This is a genomic window from Mycolicibacterium psychrotolerans, assembly GCF_010729305.1.
Classification (GTDB): Bacteria; Actinomycetota; Actinomycetes; order Mycobacteriales; family Mycobacteriaceae; genus Mycobacterium; species Mycobacterium psychrotolerans.
This window is the reverse complement of record NZ_AP022574.1, coordinates 2,306,694-2,326,754: the sequence shown is the minus strand read 5'-3', so window position 1 is coordinate 2,326,754 and position 20,061 is coordinate 2,306,694. Positions and strand designations below refer to the sequence as shown.

The window sequence follows — 20,061 nt, the reverse complement described above, 5'->3', positions numbered from 1 at the left end:
TGCAGGTTGGGATCGAGATCCGGATCCATGTGCATGCCTTCCGCGCGCGCCGTGCAGTTGAGGGCACTGTACCCCGTCGTCCCCGCCCTCACCCCAGGCTCAGGCCCGCCAGCAGGTCGGTTTCCCAGCCCCGGTGGTCGCGCTCCCCCGCGGCGCCCTCGACCAGGGTGTAGTGCTCCACGGACGGAACGGGCAGCGCGATGCCGTTGGACAGCGCCATCACCGTGCCGTCCGGTGACACCTGCACCTGCGTGGCGTGCGCCCGCAGCGCGGCCAGCTTCGCGGGCACGTGCGCGGCGACGTCGAGCGCCGCGTCGATCGCGTCGTCGGCGTAGCCGATGATCGGCAGGGCGTCGGCGTCGATGCGGATCCATCCGTCGGGCACGTTCGTCAGCGCCGCGAGACCGGCGGACAGGGCGGTCCACGACATCACCGTCCAGTACACCTTCGGCACCCGCCACTGCGACGCGGCGACGCCGGCCATCGTGACCCGGTGGGCGTGGATGTGGTCGGGGTGGCCGTAGCCGCCCTGCGGGTCGTAGGTGACGACCACGTGCGGACGCAGCTCGTCGACGACGGCGGCCAGCGCGGCGGTCTGCTCCTCGATGTCCCCGTCGACGAACCGCTGCCGGTTCCGGGAAGGCGTGCCCTCCATGCCGGAATCGCGCCAGCGGCCTGCGCCGCCGAGGAAGCGGGGCCGGTCCACGCCGAGCGCGGCCAGGGCGGCGGTCAGCTCCCCGATCCGGTAGCCGCCGAGCTGGTCGGCACCGTCGACGGCCAGCTGTGCCCAGTCCTCGCCGATGACCTCGCCCTCTTCACCGAGCGTGCACGTGAGCACCTGCACCTGCGCGCCGCGCGCGCAGTAGTGCGCGATGGTCGCGCCGGTGGTCAGGGTCTCGTCGTCGGGGTGGGCGTGCACGAAAAGAAGCCGCGGCGTCTCCATGCGCTCAGCTTGCCTTAGATTCCCCTGGTGACCCGCCGCGCTGTCGAGTACGGGTGCGCCATCGTGCTCATCGGCCTGCTCGCCGGGGTGGCGGGCGCCTCGACCACACTGCTGCTGCACGCCGTCGAGCACGTCACCTACCGCTACACGTTCGGCACCCTGCTCACCGGCGTCGAGGACAGCGGTGACCTGCGCCGCGCGCTGGGGCCCATGGTGGGCGGCGCGCTGGCGGGCTCGGGGTGGTGGCTGCTGCGGCGCCGGCGCCCCGTGCAGGGAATGTCCGCGGTGCTGGCCGGCGAGCGGCCGGTGCGGCGGCTCGGGTTGACCGTCGACGCGGGACTTCAGGTGCTGCTCGTCGGATCCGGGGCGTCGCTCGGCCGGGAGGGCGCGCCGCGGCAGCTGGCCGTGGCGTGGGGTGACCTGGGCACGTCGCGGTGGGCGCTCACCGCGCGCGACCGCGAGATCCTGCTGGCGTGCGCGGCGGGCGCAGGGCTGGGTGCGGTGTACAGCGTGCCGCTGGGCGGCGCACTGTTCGCGACGCGGATCCTGCTCGGCACGTGGCATCCGCGGGCCTGGGGAACGGCCCTGATCACCTCGAGCCTGGCCGTCGCCGTGGCCGCGCCGGTCACCCACCTGCAACATCCGCTGGTGTGGCCGGACGCGGACCTGTCGTACCTGTTCGGGTTCCTCGCGGTGGCGCTGGCGCCGCTGGCGGTCGCGGTAGGCCTGGCGTTCAACCGCCTGATAGCCGCGGCGCGGCCGATCACCGTGGGGCGATCGGCGGTGCTGATCCCGGCGATCGCCGCGGCCGGGCTCCTCACGGGGGTGTGTTCGATCTGGCTGCCCGAGCTGCCGGGCAACGGCCGCAGTGTTCTCGAGGTGAGCGTCAACAGCGGGCTCACGCTCACCGCGGCGGCCGCCATCCTGGTGCTCAAGCCGGTACTGACCGCGCTGTTCCTGCGGGCCGGCGCGGTCGGCGGGATGCTCACCCCGGCGCTGGCGACCGGCGCGGCGGCCGGCTCGGTGGTGGCGCTCGCGCTGAACGCCGGGGCGGGTACCGCCCTGCCGGTGGCGGCGGTGTCGTTGACGTGCGCGGCGGGGGTTCTGGCGATCACCCAGCGCTCGCCGCTGTTCGCGACGCTGTTCGTCTGGGAGCTGGCACGGCCGCCGGTCTGGCTGCTGGCGGTGTTCGCGCTCGCGGCGTTCACGTCGGCCGGCCTGGTCATGCTGCGGCGGCGCAGGCGGTCCGCTACTGCGGCAGCTTGACCCACTGCCCGGCGTCACCGACGATGCCGACCGGCACCGCTCCGGTCAGGCTGACACCCTGCACGCTCGGGCCCGCCGCGACGATCGTGGTGTCCTGCAGGATCGGCAGCACCGTCGCCATGTCCCACAGCCGCGGCTCCACCTCGTCGATCACCTCGCCGATGTCGGCGGTGCCCTCCAGCGCCGCGTCGATCCGCGGCTGGATCGCGCGGTCGCAGATGCCGGTGATGTTGCTGGGCGCCTGGACGAGCTGACCGGACTCCGGCGCCGGCGGCGCAGACGTCGGCGTCGTCGCCGGGGCGGACGGCCTGGGCGTCGGGGACGGCGACGGCGTGGCGCTGTCGCCGGTGGACGGCAGGGCCGTCGCGGTGGGGATCGCGGTCGCCTCCAGCGCGGGGCAGCCGTAGCGCGACGCGAGCGCGGTCGCCAGGTCGCCGCCGGCCTGATGCCAGCCGACCACCGCGTCGACGCGGTTGTTGACCAGCGCGTCGCCGTAGAGCGTCACCGGGTCCAGGGCCGACACCGACGCCGCGATGCCGACACTTCGCAGCTGGTCGGCCGCGGTGTTGGCCACCGCCACCGCGGTCGGATCGTTGTTGGCCACCCCGAGCACCAGCGTCAGCGGCTCGCCGTCCTTGATCAGCTGCCCGCGGTTGCTCTCGGGCGGGGTCGGGCCGGGCGGCTGCTCGTTCGGGGCGGGGGTCGGCACGGGTTCGACCCGGTAGCCGGCCGCGCCCAGCAGCGCCATCGCCGCCTCGCGCGTCATCGCCGGTGGCGCCGTCGGCACGTAGCCCGGGTCGGACGGCGAACGCACCTGCGCCTGCGCCAGCGTGACGGTGTTGTCGTCACCGGCACCGACGGCGGCAAGCAGGTCGACGTCGAGCAGACCGAGGACCGCTTTGCGCACCTGGGCGTCGGTGAGGGAGGGCTGTTGGGCGCGCAGCGACATTTGCATGACGCGGGGGGTCACGATGCGCGCCGTCCGCACGTCGGGGATCGCCGACAGCTGCGCGAACACCGCCGAGCCGCCGTGCACCTGGGCGACCTGGGTGTCGCCGTTGCGGATCGAGTCGGCCAGTGCGGCCGGGGCGCCGCCGCGCCGGAACAGGATGAGGTCCGGGGTGGCCGGCTTGCCCCAGTAGCGGTCGTTGCGGGCCAGCAGGATCTCGTCGCGCTGCGGGTCGATGCTCTCGACCCGGAACTGCCCGCCCGTCACCGGCATCGCCTGCGCCAGACCGGCCGGGAAGCCGCCGGGCACGTCCTTGACGATGTGCGCGGGCAGGATGTCGTTGAACAGTTCGCGCCACGCCGGGTACGGCTGCGCGAAGGTGACCACCGCGGTCTTACCGCCCTCCACGGACTGCACCCCGGTGATCAGGTCGTAGCCGGCGGGGTCCACGGCGCCGGGCTGGCTGACCATCTGCCGCCACAGGTACCAGAAGTCATCGGCGCCGATGGGCGCGTTGTCCGTCCACTGCGCCTCGGGACGGATCTTGTAGGTGACGGTGAACGGGTCCTGACCGGTCACCTCGGCGGACTCCAGCAGCGAGGTGTCCATCTCCCAGCGCGATCCCGTCGGGGTGCGGGAGTCCGGGATCGGCCGGAACGAGCTCGGCAGCACCAGCGAGCTGATCGCGGCGTTGACCGGCGACTGGTCGGAGAGCAGGTGGGCGTTGAAGCCGGGACCGATCGAGTCGATCGCCATGATGATCTGGGTCGCCTTGGTCGGCGGCGGTGCGGTGGATTCGGTGGTGTCGGTGCTCTGCGGCGCGGGCGGCGGACTCACCGTGCAGCCCGACAGCAGTACCATCACCGCGACCGCGCAGGTCAACAAACGGCGGGCGGTCGGCACGCTGTCAGCGTATCGACCGCCGGACCGTCGGCCCGCGGCCACCGACGACCCGCTACGAATTGGCCTGCTTGGCCCGCGCCTTCGCCCGCGCCCGCAGCGACGCCGTCAGCTCCACCTTGCGCACCCGCACGATCTCCGGCGTTACCTCCACGCACTCGTCCTCGGCGCAGAACTCCATCGCCTTCTCGAGGTCGAGTTCCAGCGGCCGGGCCAGCGTCTCCATCACGTCGGCCGTCGACGACCGCATGTTGGTGAGCTTCTTCTCGCGGGTGATGTTGATGTCCAGATCCTCGGCGCGCGGGTTGATCCCGACGACCTGACCTTCGTAGGTCTCCTGGCCGGGCTCGACGAAGAACTGCCCGCGGTCGGCGAGCTGGATCATCGCGAACGGGGTGATCTGGCCGCTGCGGTCGGACACCAACGACCCGCTGTGACGGGCGCGGATCTCCCCCGCCCACGGCCGGTAGCCGTCGAACACCGCGTTGGCGATGCCGGTGCCGCGGGTCAGCGTCAGGAAGTCGGTGCGGAACCCGATCAGGCCGCGGCTGGGCACGATGAAGTCCATCCGGACCCAGCCGGCGGCATGGTTGGTCATCTCCTCCATGCGGCCCTTGCGGGCGGCCATCAGCTGGGTGATGGCGCCGACGAACTCCTCCGGGCAGTCGATCGTCATGGCCTCGAACGGCTCGTGCAGCTTGCCGTCGATGGTGCGGGTGACCACCTGCGGCTTGCCGACGGTCAGCTCGAAGCCCTCGCGGCGCATCTGCTCGACGAGCACCGCCAGCGCCAGCTCGCCTCGGCCCTGCACCTCCCAGGCGTCCGGGCGGCCGATGTCGACGACCTTGATCGACACGTTGCCGACGAGTTCGGCGTCCAGCCGGCTCTTCACCATGCGCGCGGTCAGCTTGTGTCCGGACACCTTGCCCGCGATCGGGGAGGTGTTGGTGCCGATGGTCACCGAGATCGCCGGCTCGTCGACGGTGATGCGGGGCAGCGCGTGGGCGTGGTCGGGGTCGGCCAGGGTGTCGCCGATCATGATCTCCGGGATACCGGCGACCGCGACGATGTCACCGGCGACGGCCTCCTGGGTGGCCGTTCGCTCCACGCCCTCGGTGACCAGCAGCTCGGTGATCTTCGCGTTCGTGATGACGGGGTGGCCGTCGACCTCGCGCATCCAGGCCACCTGCTGGCCCTTGCGGATGCGGCCCTTGTAGATGCGGATCAGCGCGAGCCTGCCCAGGAACGCCGACGCGTCGAGGTTGGTGACGAGCGCCTGCAGCGGGGCCTCCGGGTCGCCCTGCGGCGGCGGGATGTGCTCCATGAGGACATCGAACAGCGGGTCGAGATTCTCGCCATCGGGGTTCTCGCCATTGGCGGGCTCGGTGGTGCTGGCGATGCCCGCGCGCCCCGAGGCGTACAGCACCGGCAGCCCGAGGGCGAACTCGGCGGCCGTCTGCGCCTCTGCATCGAGGTCCGAGGCGACGTCGAGCAGCAGGTCGTGGCTCTCCTCGACGACCTCGGCGATGCGGGCGTCGGGCCGGTCGGTCTTGTTGACCACCACGATCACCGGCAGGTGTGCGGCCAGCGCCTTGCGCAGCACGAACCGGGTCTGCGGCAGCGGACCCTCCGAGGCGTCGACCAGCAGCAGCACGCCGTCGACCATGGACAGGCCGCGCTCCACCTCGCCGCCGAAGTCGGCGTGGCCCGGGGTGTCGATGACGTTGATCACCGTCATGCTGCCGTCGGCGTGGTGCCGGTGCACCGCGGTGTTCTTGGCCAGGATCGTGATGCCCTTTTCTTTCTCCAGGTCACCGGAGTCCATCAGCCGTTCGATCGCGTCGTCACCGCGGTGGGTCAGCGCCCCGGACTGGCGCAGCATCGCGTCGACCAGCGTGGTCTTGCCGTGGTCGACGTGGGCCACAATGGCGACGTTGCGGAAATCGGGGCGTGCAGTCACGCCGGTGATTGTCGCAGTGCCGTGCACCGATCGCGAAAACGAGAGACACCCGTCACGTGGCCCGCAAGCTCACCGAGCTGACCCCGAAGAAGAAGTGCTGCCGCAGCAAACCACGCTGCAAACAGTGCCCGGTGGTGCTGCAGAAGGTCCGCAGGGCCGAGCACGACGGGATCCGCGGCAAGGAACTCCAGAAGGTACTCAAGAGAGCGCGAAAGGCCTGATTCGCGCCTGTTCAGCGGCGTACCGTGGAGGCACCCGTCAGGCAGTTTCGTCGAGAAAGTGGGCCGATATGACGGTTTACGAGGTACTGACCGTTGCCCTGATCACGGCACTGGCCACGCTGGCCGCGCTCGCGATCTATCTGGGTCTGCTGAACTGGATCGGCGCGCTGTACGTGGTGCGGTGCTCGGCCTGTCACCACCTCGCGTTCAACTCCAGGCGGGACCCGAGAGCGTCGTGCCCGCACTGCGAGCACCCGACGCTCCTGCACCCGATCTACGCGGCGCGCCACCGTGACGCTCCGGTGCACGTGCTCGACGACCGGCTGCGGTTCTAGACCTCACCGCGGGGCGTCGAGTTCCGCTGCGCGCGAAGGTTTTCCGTTGAGCTTCGACGACCAGACCGCGTTCGCCATCGGGCTGCGCGCGCACGACCGGCCCTCCGGCGGTGTCGCCCGCGATCAGCTCTGGGACCGCAGCAGCGCCGCCAGTTCGGGCAGCCACGCCCGGTCGGCCGGCACCCACTCCAGCCCGTCGAGGTCATCGCTGCCGACCCAGCGCAACGCGCGGTGGTCGTGCGGGTGCAGCATGCCGCCGGCTCGGGTGACGAGGTAGGCCCGCAGCGTCGTCGTCGGGCTCAGCGCGACGTCGGCGCCCAGGCGCTCGCCCACGGCCACACCGATTCCGAGTTCCTCGTGCAATTCCCGCGCCAGCGCATCGGCGTCGCTCTCGCCCGGCGCGACCTTGCCGCCGGGCAGTTCCCAGCGTCCGGCCAGCTCCGGCGGTCTCGCCCGTTGCGCCACCAGCAGCATCCCCCGCTCGATCAGCGCTCCGGCGACGACAACCAGGGTGGACATGGGCGCAGACGGTATACCGTCGAGGGCATGGCTGTGTTATCGGACGAGCAAGTCGACGCCGCGCTCCCCGAGCTCGAGGGCTGGGAGCGCGCCGACGGCGCACTGCGCCGCAGCGTGACGTTCCCGGCGTTCCTCGACGGCATCGAGGCGGTGCGCCGGGTGGCCGAACGCGCGGAGGCCGCCGACCATCATCCCGACATCGACATCCGTTGGCGGACGGTCACTTTCGCGTTGGTCACGCACTCCGAGGGTGGCATCACGGACAAGGATGTGGCGATGGCACGCGAGATCGACGGGCTCCTCGGCTAGCGATCCAGCCGAGCGTCGCCAGCGTGGCGACGATGTAGACCAGGCCGGCCCATGCCAGATACCAGGGCCGGGAGATCACCCAGATGGTCGGCTGGGCGAAGCTGAGCAGCCACGGCACCCCGACGAGCGTCAGCGCCAGCCATCCCCAGCCGAGCACGCGCGCGCCGCGTTCGTCGCGCAGCGGACCGTGGCGCAACCAGATCATCAGCGGGATCAGCCACACCCAGTGATGGGTCCATGAGATCGGCGAGAGCAGCAGCCCGAACAGCGACACGATGACCACCGCGCCGAGCCGGTCGGCGGCCCCGCCCACCGCGCGCCAGGCGAGCACCGCCAGCACGGCCGTCACCACGATGCCTGCGACGACGACGGGACCGTAGCCGGCGTCGTGACCGAGGATGCGGGAGATGCCCCCGCGCCAGGACTGGTTGAACGACGTGCCGACCGGGCCGACGCGCCCGGCGTCGCCGAGCAGATCGGTGAAGTAGTAGCGCGCCTGCTCGCCGACCACAGCTACCGACACCAGGACCGTCCCCACGAACACCACGGCGGAGAACACGACCGTCGCCCACCGGCGGGCACCGGCGAAGTACAGGCCCGACGCGGCCGGCGTCAGCTTGATCCCGGCGGCCAGACCGATCAGCAGCCCCGACAGCCACCACCTGTTGCTGTACACCGCGTACAGGATCGCCAGCACCAGAACGACGTTCACCTGGCCGTAGTCGAAGGTGCTGCGCAGCGGCTCGGTCCAGATGCCGACCGCGGTCCACAGCATCGCGGTCCGCCTGCTGCCCGGCGCCGAGGAATCGGTCAGCAGCCGCTGGCTGAGCCGCACCACGCCGTAGAGCGCCGCGACGATGCCGACCGACCACAGGAACGCCACCAGCCCGAACGGCAACAGGTGCAGCGGATAGAACACCACCGCGGCGAATGGCGGATAGGTGAACGGCAGCGGGAAGTCGGGGGTCTGGTCGGCGTAGACGTAGTCGTACAGGGCGCCGGGGTGGTCGAGTGCCGCCGCGCCCCCGACGTAGACGTGCAGGTCGACGAAGTTGGCGCCGTTGGGCAGGAGGTAGGTCCAGGCCAGCCGGGCGCCGACGCTGAGGATCAGGAGCAGGGGCGCGGCGGCGGACAGCCGGGCCGCCCACCGCGAGCCGGGTGTCGCGTCGATGGTGTCGATGCCGAGAACTCTAGCGATCGGTCACCATCCGCCTTCACCTCCGTAACGGTTGCATAAATGCCACACATGTCACTTGAGTAACTCTAGTAACAGGCTAGCTTCGGGTTCAGGCATGCAATTACATCGATTGGGAGACCTCATGCACCGCACCCGGAAACTGTTCGCCACCACGATGATCGCAGCGGCAGGAGCGGTGTCGGCTGCCGTCGCCCTGAGTGCCACCGCGGCCGCGCAGCCGGCCCCGGCCCCGGCGCCCGCCCCCGAAGTGCCCGGCCTGCCGTTCCTGCAGCAACTCGCCGCCAACCCGGCGGCCGCGACGCAGCTGATGCAGGGCTTCGCCAACCTGATGGGCAACGCCGCCCCGGCCGCGACCGCCGCGACGGGCGCCGCGACGGCACCGCTGGCCCCCGCCCCCGGAGCCACCGCGTCGCTGACGCTGCCCCCCAGCGTGAATGCCCTGCCCGGCGCCGTCGCGGCACTGCCGTCCACGCTGCCTGCGGCGATGCCGACGGTGACGGCCACCCCCGGTACGGTGCCGGCCGGGAACACCACCACGGTTCCGCCCGTCAACACGCCCGCCGCGTCGCCGCTGTCCGGGCTGACCGACGCGCTCGGCGCGCCCGGCAGCCTCGCGTCACTGCTGCCCGGCGGGTCCCCGCTGGCCGGACTGCTGCCCACGGGCGGCACCGCCGCACCGGCGGCCGCGGCGCCGGCAGCCACCCCCGCCGGCGCGCCGGCCGCACCGCTGTTCACCCCGCTCTCGGCCCTGCCCTGACATCCGGCTCGACCAGAATCCGACACCAACATTGGGGGACCATGTCAACGATCAGGACGATGCTCACCACCGCAGTGGCGGTGAGTTCATCGACCGCGTTGCTGGCGGTCGGCGTGACCGGCGTCGCTCACGCCGACCCGGCGGCGCCACTGCCGATCGACGGGCTGCAGGCCCCCGGCCTGCCCGCGGTGCAGAGCATCGGGCCCGTCATTCAGCAGGCCGCCGCCGATCCGGCCAATGCCGCCTCGATGCTGATGGCTGCGGCCGCGGTGTTCGCCGGGGACGCCGCCGCCCCGGCGCCGTCGCGGGAAGTCGCGACGGCGGTGAACCAGTTCGTGCAACCCGTCGCGCATGTGCCGGCGACGGGTGCGACGCCGGGCACCGAGGCGCATCTGCCCGCGGGCGTCAACCCGCAGTACGCCGTCGGCCCGGTCCCCGACGCGGCACCGGAAGTGGCGCACGTCGTGACGCCGCAGGCTCTGCCCGGTCCGCCGCCCGCACCGGGACCCGACCCGGTGGCGCCGCCGGCCGCGGATCCCGCCGCGGCGCCGGTACCGGACCCGGCGGCCACGCCCGTCGCGGCCACCACGCCCGGGCCGCCCGGGTTCGGCCCGAATGCGCCCGTGACGCAGGACTTCCTGTATCCGTCGATCAGCAACGGCTGCCTCAAGGACGGCGGCAACGTGCTCGCGACCGCCATCTCGGTGGCGGGCCCGGCCACGATCCCGCTGCCGGGCCCCGGCCCCGGCCAGACCGCGTACGTGTTCACCGCGGTCGGCACCCCGGGTCCCGCGGCGGAGCAGAAGCTGCCGCTGAACGCCACCTGGGTGAACCTGACGACCGGCAAGTCGGGCAGCGTGACGCTCAAGCCGCGGCCGGACATGAACCCGAACGGACCGACGACGTTGACGGCCATCGCCGACACCGGCTCGGGCAGCATCATGTCGACGGTCTTCGGTCAGGTCACGACGACCGAGAAGCAGTGCCAGTTCATGCCGACGATCGGCTCCACCGTCGTCCCATGAGCCGGCCTGTTGCGAACGCGCATTCCTTGTAGTCGTCGACGGGCGGGGACTACAAGGAGTGCACGTTCGGGTGGTCAGTAGGCCATGAACAGGATGGCGTCGCGGTCGTACTCGCGGCCGGGGTGCACCTCGGACAGATGCGCCTGGGCCTTCTCGACCAGATCGTCCTCGTCCTTGCCCTGGATCGCTTCGCCGCACGGGCAGCTCAAGTGAGTCTTCATGACTTCACAATGGCACACATGGACACCTACCAGGTGATGCGCACGACGGGTGCCGTCCGGCGGTTCACCGGCGACCCGCTGCCCGACGACGTGCTGTACCGGATCCTCGACCACGCGCGGTTCGCACCGACCGGCGGCAACCGTCAGGGCGTGCGCGTGATCGCGCTGCGCGACCCCAAGACCCGCGAGGTGCTCGCGGCGCTCAGCGAGACGGGAGCCCGCCGCTACCTCGCCCAGTCCGCCAACGGTGAGGCCCCGTGGAACCCGCTGCACCCCATGCGGGTGTCCGCCGAGCAGCTGGCCGCCACCGAGGTGCCCGCGCAGATGACCGTGCCGCTGCTCACCGCCGCGGTGGTGCTGGTGGTCTGCGTCGATCTCGGCATGGTGGCCGCGATGGACCAGGACCTCGACCGCATCGGGCTGATCGCCGGGGCGTCGGTGTACCCGTTCGTCTGGAACGTGCTGCTGGCCGCCCGCAACGAAGGCTTCGGCGGGGTGCTCACCACGATGGCCGTCGCCGAGGAGCCGCGGGTGCGGCAACTTCTCGGAATCCCCGCCGACCACGCCGTCGCCGCGGTGGTCCCCCTCGGCAAGCCGCAGCATCAGGTGCGCAGGCTGACCCGCAGGCCGGTTGTGGAATTCGTGACGTCGGAGCGGTTCGACGGCGCGTCTTTTCCACCGGGCGCGCCCGCGTCGTGAGACCTTGGAGTGGTGACGGTCACGCTGGGTTACGCGACGGTCGGCCGGCCGTGCGGGGACCTGGAGAACCAACTGGCTGAACTCGCCGCCGCGGGGGTGGACCCACGCCGGATCTTCACCGACAGGACGGCCGGTTCGGCGGACAAGATGCGGGCGGGCCTGGTCGCTCTGCTCAGCTATGCGCGTTCGGGAGACATCGTGGTGGTCGTGGCCCTCGAACGCCTGGGCCGTTCGGTGGCCGAGGTCGCCCAGACCGTCGCGGACCTGACGACGCGCGGAATTACGTTGCGCTGCTTGCGAACCGGGCTCGACACCGCGAGCGCGACGGGCCGGGTGGTGGCCGGGGTGCTCACCGACCTCGCGGCCCTGGACGCCGTCAGCGACAGCGAGATCAGCCCTTAGCCGGCTTCGCCGCCTTGGCTGCCGCCTTCATCTCCTTCTTGTAGGAGCGCACCTTCTGCAGCGACCCGGCGTCTTTCACGTCGGCCACCGACATGTGCGTGCCTGCCTTGCCGTAGTCACCGGCCGCGGCACGCCACCCCGAGGGCGTCACGCCGTACTGCTTGCCCAGCAGCGCCAGGAAGATCTTGGCCTTCTGCTCGCCGAAGCCGGGCAGGGCCTTGAGGCGGCGCAGCACGTCGGCTCCGGACGCGCCGTCGGACCACAGCGCGGTCGCGTCGCCGCCGTACTCGTCGACGATCACCTGCGCCAGCGCCTGGACCCGCTTGGCCATCGAGCCCGGAAAACGGTGTATCGCAGGTGGTTGCGAGCAGAGCGCGGCGAACGCGTCGGGCTCGAAGTCGGCGATCGTCGCCGCGTCGAAGCTGCCGATCCGATCGGCGATCTTCTTCGGCCCGCCGAAAGCGACCTCCATCGGGATCTGCTGATCGAGGAGCATGCCCGTGAGCAGGGCAAACGGACTGTCTTCCAGCAGCGCGTCAGCTTCGGGATCCTGCGCGAGGCATAGCTTCACAGTCATGTCAGCAGCTTAGGGGGCCAGTGAAGCTTCATACGAATAGCCGTTGCGCCAGCACCGCTGAGATGCGACTCGCATCTCCGTCGGCCGGAATGTCGGTCCCGCGCTGTATAAAGTCCGGTTCAGTCCGCATCAGCACACTGGAGGCGTCGAACTGATCACCGGCGAGATGAAGAGCAAGGTGGACCGGGTATGGGATGCCTTCTGGTCGGGGGCATCTCCAACCCGATTGAAGTGATCGAGCAGATTACTTACCTGCTGTTCATTCGCGGCCTTGACGACCTGAACACCCTGGCCGAAGAGAAGCCCGTGTGACTGGCATTAAAGAGGGCATCTTGTTCGGCCCTGATCAGCAGAACCTGCGATGGAAGAACCTCAAGGATGACGAGCCGGGAGCGATGTTCGACACGATCGGCCAGGAGGTGTTCCCGTTCCTGCGCGGGCTCCGCGGCGACGGGTCAACCTACTCCGAACACATGAAGGACGCCCGCTTTACGATTCCGACGGCCTCGGCCTCGGCATCGATGTCGATCACGTCCTGGGCGTCGCTTTCGCGTGGTACATATACGAGAAGCCTAACGAGGACGACGACATCAGCGACTTTCAGGCCGCCGGCCGAACCGAGGCAAGCATGCTGCCGGTGATCACGTCGTCGACCGTGCCGTAGCAGTTGCTGGCTCGGGTCCCGGGGTACATGGCGCCCCGCTCGGCGAGTCGTCGCGCCGCCCGGCAGCGGCAGACGGCGCCGTCACCCACCATTTCGTACCGCACCGCGCACCTCGCGTCCGACGCCACCTTGATCCTTGAGCTCAAAGACAGGTGTCAGAAGTGGATGAACGCCTCGAACTCGGCTCGCCACTGCGCCTGGGTGAGGGTCCGGACGTGGTACAAGCCGTCTGACCGATTTGTTCCCTTGATCAGTCGGTTGTACTCCTCGATCACTATTGTTCCGTTCGTCCTGACTTCAGCGACCCAGGCGACGTGACCCCACGGCCCGGTCTCGTCTACTGCCACGGAGCCCACGGTGGGATTGCCGTCGACGGTCTTTTTGAGAGCCCTAGCATTCTTAGCCCAATTGTTGGCGTTGCCGAATCGCTTGCCTTCCATGGTGTTGTGAAAGTTCGCGATGCCATTGGCGGTTCTGAGGCGGAACGCGACGAACGATGTGCACTGGCGCGCGAAGAACCCGTACGGATCGGGAGTAAGGCTCTCAACCGACGGCGATTTGAGGAAGGCTGGGTAATCGTCACCGCGCAATCCCGAAGGGACGGTGGTGCCACCTCCGCCCCCGCCGGGTATCGGCTGTAGCACGCCCGCGTTTCGGTCCCACACCGCAGTCGAACCCTTGTAGATCACGAGGTTACCGTCGTCCTGCACGACCAGCCGGGCGCCGTTGTGGCCATTGGTCTTGCTGCTCCAGACGCCGGTCGAACCCGAGTAGAGAACAAGGTTGCCGTCCCCCTGCATCACCGCGCGCAGCCCCGGCCGACCCGACGTATTGCTCGCCCACAACGCCCTGTGGCCCTGAGCTTCGTCGTACAGCACGAGGTTGCCGTCGCCTTGCATGTACAGCCGGAAACGCCCGTTCGCTGATTGAAGGTACTTGCCAACCTCCAGCCACTGGCCCTGCAGCAGCTCTGGCGGGGGCGGCGGCGGAGCCGGCGCTAGTTCGTTAATCGCCAGGGTGACGTCAACCGGAACTGCGGCTTCGGCGTCGGCCCCTGTCATGGTGAAAGTAACTGTGTCCGTGCCCTCGGTGGTGAACGCGTTGCGGCGCGCGGCCTCGGTCGGAGTGAACGTGAACGCCCCGGTGCTTGGGTCGAAATTCAGCACACCGAACGCTGCGTCGATGCCTTTGGTCAATGCATAGGTGAGATCGTCGCCGTCGGCGTCGTTGAAGTTCACGCGCCCAGTGATTACACCGGTGTCGGCGTCGACGTTGGTTATGATGAAGGCGGGAGTTCGCTCGTCCGGGACCTTGTTACCCGGTGGGTCGATCGTGAGGACGCTGACGAAGCCTGCGCCGCTGACGAGCTCACCATTCTCGTCGAACTTCAGGCTGGTGATGTAGGCGTTCAGTCCGTCGGCGGTCATCGCCATGGCGTTGGGGAACAAATCGACAGGCTTGGTCTTGATGACGGCATTGGTGCGCGTGTCGAGGACCGCGAGCACCAACTTGGCGGTCAGCGGTTGCTCCCCGGCCACCGACATGAACATGTATGCGGCACTGCTGTCCGCGCTGAATGTCGGAGATAGTGCCCACATGAACCCACCCAGCTGGTGCGGTAGCAAGAGATTCGTCACCTGCAAGTAGTCTTCGCTCGTTGGGTCGACGCCGATCACTGCCAGTGCCGTGGACATGAGCCGATCTGCGCTCATCATCGCCACCGGCACATACATCTGCTTGCCGTCAGGCGTAACCCCAGGATGATTTAGCGTCTGGGCGAAATCGGGAATCTGGCCTACAAGATCGATGGTCTTGACACCCCCGCTGGAGGTATCGACCACTACCAATTCCGGTATAGCTTGTTGGTTCAAGACGTCTACCCCACGCGCGAACACCCGCGAGCCATCGGGCGAAACCGACAGTGACAGCAGGTACTTGCTGCCGAGATTGGCGATGTCGCCAATCACGGTGTTGGTCTGTCCATCGATACGGGTCAACGCCACGTCGTAAACGGGAACCCCATTCACCGAGCTCGCTCTGGTGCCGAAGACGTAGATGCTTCCATCGGCGGCCGTAGTAATACTCAGCGGAGCGCGGGTGAGCGCGACGTCGGTGATCTTGGTCGCGGTGGTGGTGTCAAAGACCGCCACGCTTCCAGTTTGGTTGGCGATGTTCGTGTTCGCGACGTAAAGACGTTTCCCGTCGGCGCTGAGAGCCAACGCCTGAAGCCCGAAAGTTTCACCCAGTGCGATCGAACGGTGGCTGCCGTCCGGTTCAACTACCCGTATTACTCGTGCACCCGCGTCCATGACGTAACCGCGGCCATCAGCCCCGGCCAGGACGGAGAAGGGATAACTCGGCTGGCCGTCACCGAGATCGATCGGCTTGCCCAGATGAAGGTCGAGCGGGGTCACGGGCAAGTTGTCGATCGTGAGGACCGCGGGCGCTGCCTGTCCACCGCTGACGTGGACCGTGAACCTGTCCACCGTCGTGAATGCAGGTGATGCCAACGCCGAGGAGCGCGCTTGCGACTGCAGCGCGGCGGCGAAACGTGCTGCGGCCGTTGGTTCGTAGGTGTACGTGCCCGTTTCGGGATCAATGGTGACCGTGCCATGCAGCGGTCCGTCGGTCACCGCGTAGGTCAACGGATTGCCGCCTGGGTCGACCACACCGATCGAACCGACGACGGCTCCTGTCGCGGCATCGGTGACGCCACCCTGCACGGGGCCGCCATCCTGGGGGTTCCCCGTAGGCTCAAACGGAGCGACCGCGAAGGAGATGGTCTTCTTCACCGGACCGAGCAGGCCGATCAAACCCAGTAGGCCGTAATGGTGGGGCGGGTTGCCGATTCGATCGTCAATGGTGACGACAAACTTGTCTCGGCCTCCCAGAGCCGCAAGCGCGACATCGGGGCTGTAGGTGAAGTTGCCATCGGCGTCCACGACAACCGAGCCGTGGCGAGGGTCCACCGAAACGGTGTAGGTGAGTTTGGCGTCGTCATAGTCAGTGGCGTTGAGTTTTCCTGTGATCGTGCCGTTCTCGGTGTCCTGCCCCGAAATAGTGGGCCGCGCAACAGGCCTCTGGTTGTTCCATCTGTACTGATGCTCACGCACCGCAAGCCACAGCGATTGCATAAACGACGGCATCGGGAGCTCCGGCACTGGAAGACGCGGCCCAATCGGACCCAGACCGATCCACTGGAAGACATCCGTAACGATCGTCTTCAGGGTGACGGACTGCCGCACACCAACGGCAGCTGTCGATGACTGGTCACCTAACCGCAGCGAATCCGCGATCGGAATCGACAAACTCGCAACCGTCGCGTTGACGGCGGAAGAGGCGGTATCCGCCTCGACTATGTTGTCGTCGCCGATGGCCTGCCCACGTTTTTTTCGCAGGTCTGTTTCGGAGGTGAGGCCAGCGGGTGCTTGCGAGCGGTCGAGACCTTGCGTGGCGTCGATGTCCGGCCGCGATGAGCGGACCTCGATCTCGTTGAAATCTGCTCTTCGGTCCCGCTCCAGCTCCAGCTCCAGCTCGTCCGGATCGCTTTCGTCGGAGGACGACTCATCGCCCTCCACCGTCGAACTGCTCTGCCCATCGAGGTCAGGGCTTCCATCACCGAGCTCGCTCTCGGTGTCCGTCGCTGCTTCGCTATTGCCGATGGACGCCGCAGATTCGTCGCGCCCCCCGGCGTCGCCTCTCGACGATGACGGGGTCTCACTCGATGACGTTGACGATGGCGATTCGGTTGTTCCCGTATCGGCGGCGGCATGGCCAGCACCGCCGATCAAAGCTGCACCGACGCCGACAGTGACTGCGCTCGCCCCCAACCATGAGTACGGCCGAATGCGTCTTTGGTTTCGTGCGCGGTGGCGAGCACCACCCGTTCCGCTCATCCCCCTGTTGCGAGCAGCCGAATGTTCGCCCATATCGTTTTGTCCCCCGTGTGGTCTGATAAATGCCGCTGGTTGCGGATGCAGCGAACATCCGCAAACCTTCGGCCGCTAAACATTTACCACACCGCAAGCGCGGAATGGACGCTTTGTCCTCATATGCCAGTTGTCAGCCGATGAAGTCAGGGCCACGTTTGTGCTGCTACATAGCACCTCGCGATCCCCGCCGAACCAATGCCCCTGGCCCGCGTAGCCGTCTTGGAGAGCAGCCCACAAGGCCTCCGCGAACATTCTCGTAAGTATCGCAACTGCGCCTCGGCAAACGGGGGTGCACCGCGGGACTATCTCGTTAACGGTGTTTCCGGCGGTTTTCATCAGTAGGTTTCGGCTGCTGGGAATCGGTCGCTGAAGGTGATCGCTAACGCGTTCAGGGCAGGTTTCCACCGCATCGTCCATCGTGCCCTGCCGGCACCGGTCGGGTCCAGCGATCGTGTCACGAGATAGAGGCATTTCAGGGCGGCCTGCTCGGAGGGGAAGTGTCCGCGGGCCTTGATCGCGCGGCGGTAGCGGGCGTTGAGCGACTCGATCGCATTCGTCGAGCAGATCACCCACCGGATCTCCACGTCGTAGTCCAGGAAGGGGATGAACTCGTTCCAGGCGTTGCCCCACAGGCGGATCACTGCCGGGTAGCGTTGCCGCCATTTCTCGGCCAACTCGTCGAACGCCGTGCGGGCCGCGGTAGCGTTGACCGCGGTGTAGATCGGTTTGATATCGCGTTTGATCTCATCCCAGTACTTACGGGAGGTGAGCCGAAAAGTGTTGCGCAACAGGTGAATGATGCACGTCTGCACGATCGCTTGCGGCCACACGTTACCCACCACCTCCGGCAGTCCCTTCAGCCCGTCGCAGACGACGAAGAAGGTGTCCTTGATACCGCGGTTGCGTAGATCGGTGAGCACGCTCATCCAGAACTTGGCGCCCTCACCGCCGGTGCCGGCCCACAGGCCAAGGATGTCGCGTTCCCCTCCCAGGGTGACCCCGATCGCGGCGTAGAACGGCCGGTTGGCGACCTGGCCGTCGCGGACTTTCACCACGATCGCGTCGATGAAGATCGCAGCGTAGGTTTCATCCAGGGGCCGCACCGACCAATCGTTCATCTCCTCGATGACCTTGTCGGTGATGCGGCTGATCGTCTCCTTGGACACCGACGCCCCGTAGATCTCGGCGAAGTGCGCCGAGATCTCACCGGTGGTAAGCCCTTTGGCGTACAGGGACAAGACAATCTCATCGACCCCGGACAGGCGGCGTTGCCGCTTCTTGACGATCTGCGGCTCGAACGTCGCGGCGCGATCCCGGGGCACGTCAAGTTCGACCGGGCCGGTGGTGTCGGTCAGCACCGTCTTGGTGCGGGTGCCGTTGCGGATGTTGCCCGTCCCCGCTTCCGGCGGGTCGTGTTTCTCGTAGCCGAGGTGCTCGGTCATCTCCTCATTCAGGGCGGTCTCGAGCACCGTTTTGGTGAGCTGTTTGAGCAGCCCGTCAGGCCCGGTCAGCGATAGGCCCTGCTCCTGGGCCAGCCGGACCAGCTCGACTGCAGCCTGCTGCTCTGCAGACTGCTCAGCCTTCTTCTTGGTCACATCGTCCAGTGTCGTCATCACGGCACCTTCCTCGCCGAGCATCGCTCAGCGTGTCAGGCCGGAAACACCGTTAAATCCACAGACCCGAATGCCGACGTCGCTGGGTGTTGATAAGCGAAAGTGCCTGTCCTGCAAGGAATGATTGGACTTCTCTAGGGCTCAATCATCCTGACTGGCAGGCACCTCGCAGGTGAAGGGTATCGCGGCGGTTTCGCGGGTGAAAGTCTCTGCTGATGGCCGCGGGGTGGTGTCGCACGCCGGGATGGGGCTGCTGCGGGAACTGGCCGACCAGACCGGGTTATCCGCCCAGGTCACGGCGGTGTTGACCGATACCTATAAGGGGCCGTGGGTTCATGCCCCGGGTGCGGTGTTCGCGGATCTGGCCGCCGCGGTGGCCGACGGGGCGGACTGCATCGACGGGATCGGGCAGCTGTGCGGGGATCGCGAGCATCTGTTCGGGCCCAAGGCCTCCACGACAACGATGTGGCGGCTGGTCGACCATCGCATCGACGCCGCGCACCTGCCGAAGGTTCGTGCCGCGCGGGCATCGGCGCGGGCAGCGGCCTGGGCTGCCGGGGCCGCGCCCCCGGCTGGCCGACCCCTATACATCGACATCGACGCGACCCTGGTCATCGACGATTCCGACAACAAGGCGCAGGCGGCCCCGACGTGGAAGAAGTCCTTCGGCCACCACCCGCTGCTGGCGTTTCTGGACCGCCCGGAGATCGCCGGCGGCGAGGCCCTGGCGGGGCTGCTGCGCAAAGGCAACGCCGGGTCCAACACCGCCGCCGACCACATCACGGTCCTGGAGCAGGCGTTGGCCTCGCTGCCAGCCGGGTGGCGCCCTGACGCCGGCACAGACGGTGGGCCGGTGGTGGTAGTGCGCTGCGACTCGGCCGGGGCCACCCACCGATTCGCCCAGGCCTGCCGCGATCACGGGGTCGGGTTCTCCTTCGGGTTTCCCGTCGATGCCCGGGTCTGGGACGCCGTGGACACCCTCAACCTCGCCGATGGCTGGTATCCGGCCATCGACTCCGGCGGCGAGATTCGTGACGGGGCGTGGGTGGCCGAGGCCACGCCCCTGGTCACGCTGTCGACCTGGCCTGCCGGGACCCGGCTGATCCTGCGCAAGGAGCGCCCGCACCCCGGGGCGCAGCTGCGCTTCACCGACATCGACGGCATGCGGGTGACCGCGTTCATCACCGACACCGCCCCCGGTGCCGTGCCCGGACAGCTGGCCGGCCTGGAACTGCGCCACCGCCAGCACGCCCGCGTCGAGGACCGCATCCGCGAGGCCAAAGCCGCCGGCCTGGCCAACCTGCCCTGTCATGACTTTCAGTCCAACGCCGCCTGGCTCGAGATCGTCCTAGCCGCCGCCGATCTGGTTGCCTGGGCCCAACTGATCGGATTCACCGACGCCCCGCAGCTGGCCCGCTGCGAGATCAACGCCTTGCGCTACCGGGTCCTACACGTCGCCGCTCGGATCACCCGAGGAGCTCGCCGACTGCGGCTGCGCATCGACGCCACCTGGCGCTGGGCCGGCGCCATCGCGACCGCCTGGCAGCGCATCCGCGCCGCCTTCCCCTGAC

20 protein-coding genes are annotated in these 20,061 nt (G+C 68.5%); 10 read left to right on the top strand and 10 right to left on the bottom strand.

Annotation, left to right across the window (positions count from 1 at the left end; translation table 11 throughout):
• Window positions 1-88: 88 nt before the first annotated feature.
• A complete protein-coding gene (gene mshB, locus G6N45_RS11565) occupies window positions 89-943 on the bottom strand; it encodes an N-acetyl-1-D-myo-inositol-2-amino-2-deoxy-alpha-D-glucopyranoside deacetylase (RefSeq protein WP_163722431.1) in 855 nt (284 codons plus the stop codon).
• Between the two features lie 27 nt (window positions 944-970).
• Here mshB and G6N45_RS11560 point away from each other — a divergent pair, with 27 nt between their 5' ends.
• Window positions 971-2,209, top strand: a complete 1,239-nt coding sequence (locus tag G6N45_RS11560; protein ID WP_163722428.1) for a chloride channel protein — start codon at window positions 971-973, stop codon at window positions 2,207-2,209.
• Here G6N45_RS11560 and G6N45_RS11555 read toward each other — a convergent pair.
• Both G6N45_RS11555 and typA read right to left on the bottom strand, forming a co-directional pair.
• Window positions 2,193-4,019, bottom strand: coding sequence for an ABC transporter family substrate-binding protein (locus G6N45_RS11555; protein ID WP_163728240.1), 1,827 nt, complete (start codon window positions 4,017-4,019; stop codon window positions 2,193-2,195). The two genes, G6N45_RS11560 and G6N45_RS11555, sit on opposite strands and share 17 nt — an antisense overlap.
• Window positions 4,020-4,113: 94 nt before the next feature.
• Window positions 4,114-6,018: a translational GTPase TypA gene (gene typA, locus G6N45_RS11550; RefSeq protein ID WP_179965311.1), complete on the bottom strand. Its 1,905-nt coding sequence runs from the start codon at window positions 6,016-6,018 to the stop codon at window positions 4,114-4,116.
• 56 nt (window positions 6,019-6,074) lie between these two features.
• Here typA and G6N45_RS27695 point away from each other — a divergent pair, with 56 nt between their 5' ends.
• Complete coding sequence (locus tag G6N45_RS27695; RefSeq protein WP_170312443.1) at window positions 6,075-6,239, top strand: hypothetical protein; 165 nt, start codon at window positions 6,075-6,077, stop codon at window positions 6,237-6,239.
• Between the two features lie 68 nt (window positions 6,240-6,307).
• Complete coding sequence (locus G6N45_RS11545; RefSeq protein ID WP_163722423.1) at window positions 6,308-6,574, top strand: FmdB family zinc ribbon protein; 267 nt, start codon at window positions 6,308-6,310, stop codon at window positions 6,572-6,574.
• Window positions 6,575-6,697: 123 nt separating this feature from the next.
• On the opposite strand, the gene G6N45_RS11540 is transcribed toward G6N45_RS11545, so the two are convergent.
• Entirely contained in the window at window positions 6,698-7,093 is a 396-nt protein-coding gene (locus G6N45_RS11540) for a (deoxy)nucleoside triphosphate pyrophosphohydrolase (RefSeq protein WP_163722420.1), read from the bottom strand.
• Between the two features lie 27 nt (window positions 7,094-7,120).
• On the opposite strand from G6N45_RS11540, the gene G6N45_RS11535 reads away from it, so the two are divergent.
• Window positions 7,121-7,402 (top strand): 4a-hydroxytetrahydrobiopterin dehydratase, encoded by a 282-nt coding sequence (locus G6N45_RS11535; RefSeq protein ID WP_163722418.1) that lies wholly within the window; start codon window positions 7,121-7,123, stop codon window positions 7,400-7,402.
• On the opposite strand, the gene G6N45_RS11530 is transcribed toward G6N45_RS11535, so the two are convergent.
• On the bottom strand, window positions 7,350-8,600 hold the full coding sequence (locus G6N45_RS11530) for a mannosyltransferase (protein ID WP_163728237.1): 1,251 nt from the start codon (window positions 8,598-8,600) through the stop codon (window positions 7,350-7,352). The genes G6N45_RS11535 and G6N45_RS11530 overlap by 53 nt on opposite strands.
• A 121-nt stretch (window positions 8,601-8,721) precedes the next feature.
• Between G6N45_RS11530 and G6N45_RS11525 the strand changes: the two genes are divergently transcribed.
• Both G6N45_RS11525 and G6N45_RS11520 read left to right on the top strand, forming a co-directional pair.
• Window positions 8,722-9,357, top strand: coding sequence for a hypothetical protein (locus G6N45_RS11525; RefSeq protein WP_163722417.1), 636 nt, complete (start codon window positions 8,722-8,724; stop codon window positions 9,355-9,357).
• A gap of 41 nt (window positions 9,358-9,398) precedes the next feature.
• Window positions 9,399-10,382 (top strand): Rv1157c family protein, encoded by a 984-nt coding sequence (locus G6N45_RS11520; RefSeq protein ID WP_163722415.1) that lies wholly within the window; start codon window positions 9,399-9,401, stop codon window positions 10,380-10,382.
• A 74-nt stretch (window positions 10,383-10,456) separates the two neighbouring features.
• Here G6N45_RS11520 and G6N45_RS11515 read toward each other — a convergent pair whose 3' ends face one another.
• A complete protein-coding gene (locus tag G6N45_RS11515; protein ID WP_063840660.1) occupies window positions 10,457-10,603 on the bottom strand; it encodes a DUF1059 domain-containing protein in 147 nt (48 codons plus the stop codon).
• Window positions 10,604-10,621: 18 nt separating this feature from the next.
• Between G6N45_RS11515 and G6N45_RS11510 the strand changes: the two genes are divergently transcribed.
• Both G6N45_RS11510 and G6N45_RS11505 read left to right on the top strand, forming a co-directional pair.
• Window positions 10,622-11,302 (top strand): nitroreductase family protein, encoded by a 681-nt coding sequence (locus G6N45_RS11510; protein WP_163722412.1) that lies wholly within the window; start codon window positions 10,622-10,624, stop codon window positions 11,300-11,302.
• 12 nt (window positions 11,303-11,314) lie between these two features.
• Window positions 11,315-11,704 carry a recombinase family protein gene (locus tag G6N45_RS11505; RefSeq protein ID WP_163722410.1) on the top strand — a complete coding sequence of 130 codons (390 nt, stop codon included), beginning with the start codon at window positions 11,315-11,317 and terminating at the stop codon, window positions 11,702-11,704.
• Here G6N45_RS11505 and G6N45_RS11500 read toward each other — a convergent pair.
• Window positions 11,694-12,281 (bottom strand): HhH-GPD-type base excision DNA repair protein, encoded by a 588-nt coding sequence (locus tag G6N45_RS11500; protein ID WP_163722408.1) that lies wholly within the window; start codon window positions 12,279-12,281, stop codon window positions 11,694-11,696. The two genes, G6N45_RS11505 and G6N45_RS11500, sit on opposite strands and share 11 nt — an antisense overlap.
• Before the next feature lie 189 nt (window positions 12,282-12,470).
• Here G6N45_RS11500 and G6N45_RS28015 point away from each other — a divergent pair, with 189 nt between their 5' ends.
• Window positions 12,471-12,593: a type I restriction-modification system subunit M N-terminal domain-containing protein gene (locus G6N45_RS28015; protein WP_246228954.1), complete on the top strand. Its 123-nt coding sequence runs from the start codon at window positions 12,471-12,473 to the stop codon at window positions 12,591-12,593.
• Between the two features lie 288 nt (window positions 12,594-12,881).
• On the opposite strand, the gene G6N45_RS11490 is transcribed toward G6N45_RS28015, so the two are convergent.
• The 3 genes from G6N45_RS11490 to G6N45_RS11480 all read right to left on the bottom strand — a co-directional run bounded on the left by G6N45_RS11490 (window position 12,882) and on the right by G6N45_RS11480 (window position 18,493).
• The gene (locus tag G6N45_RS11490) at window positions 12,882-13,049 is read right to left on the bottom strand and encodes a hypothetical protein (protein WP_163719580.1); all 168 of its coding nucleotides are present in this window, start codon (window positions 13,047-13,049) and stop codon (window positions 12,882-12,884) included.
• 51 nt (window positions 13,050-13,100) lie between these two features.
• On the bottom strand, window positions 13,101-16,736 hold the full coding sequence (locus G6N45_RS11485; RefSeq protein WP_163722406.1) for a cadherin-like domain-containing protein: 3,636 nt from the start codon (window positions 16,734-16,736) through the stop codon (window positions 13,101-13,103).
• A gap of 476 nt (window positions 16,737-17,212) precedes the next feature.
• Complete coding sequence (locus G6N45_RS11480; protein ID WP_407664318.1) at window positions 17,213-18,493, bottom strand: IS256 family transposase; 1,281 nt, start codon at window positions 18,491-18,493, stop codon at window positions 17,213-17,215.
• A gap of 169 nt (window positions 18,494-18,662) precedes the next feature.
• Between G6N45_RS11480 and G6N45_RS11475 the strand changes: the two genes are divergently transcribed.
• A complete protein-coding gene (locus G6N45_RS11475) occupies window positions 18,663-20,060 on the top strand; it encodes an IS1380 family transposase (protein WP_163722402.1) in 1,398 nt (465 codons plus the stop codon).
• Window position 20,061 lies beyond the last annotated feature (1 nt).

Coding starts and splice junctions, on each gene's coding strand:
- mshB (WP_163722431.1), bottom strand. CDS start 943: ATGGAGACGCCGCGGCTTCTTTTCGTGCACGCCCACCCCGACGACGAG.
- G6N45_RS11555 (WP_163728240.1), bottom strand. CDS start 4,019: ATGGTACTGCTGTCGGGCTGCACGGTGAGTCCGCCGCCCGCGCCGCAG.
- G6N45_RS11545 (WP_163722423.1), top strand. CDS start 6,308: ATGACGGTTTACGAGGTACTGACCGTTGCCCTGATCACGGCACTGGCC.
- G6N45_RS11540 (WP_163722420.1), bottom strand. CDS start 7,093: ATGTCCACCCTGGTTGTCGTCGCCGGAGCGCTGATCGAGCGGGGGATG.
- G6N45_RS11535 (WP_163722418.1), top strand. CDS start 7,121: ATGGCTGTGTTATCGGACGAGCAAGTCGACGCCGCGCTCCCCGAGCTC.
- G6N45_RS11525 (WP_163722417.1), top strand. CDS start 8,722: ATGCACCGCACCCGGAAACTGTTCGCCACCACGATGATCGCAGCGGCA.
- G6N45_RS11520 (WP_163722415.1), top strand. CDS start 9,399: ATGTCAACGATCAGGACGATGCTCACCACCGCAGTGGCGGTGAGTTCA.
- G6N45_RS11515 (WP_063840660.1), bottom strand. CDS start 10,603: ATGAAGACTCACTTGAGCTGCCCGTGCGGCGAAGCGATCCAGGGCAAG.
- G6N45_RS11510 (WP_163722412.1), top strand. CDS start 10,622: ATGGACACCTACCAGGTGATGCGCACGACGGGTGCCGTCCGGCGGTTC.
- G6N45_RS11500 (WP_163722408.1), bottom strand. CDS start 12,281: ATGACTGTGAAGCTATGCCTCGCGCAGGATCCCGAAGCTGACGCGCTG.
- G6N45_RS28015 (WP_246228954.1), top strand. CDS start 12,471: ATGGGATGCCTTCTGGTCGGGGGCATCTCCAACCCGATTGAAGTGATC.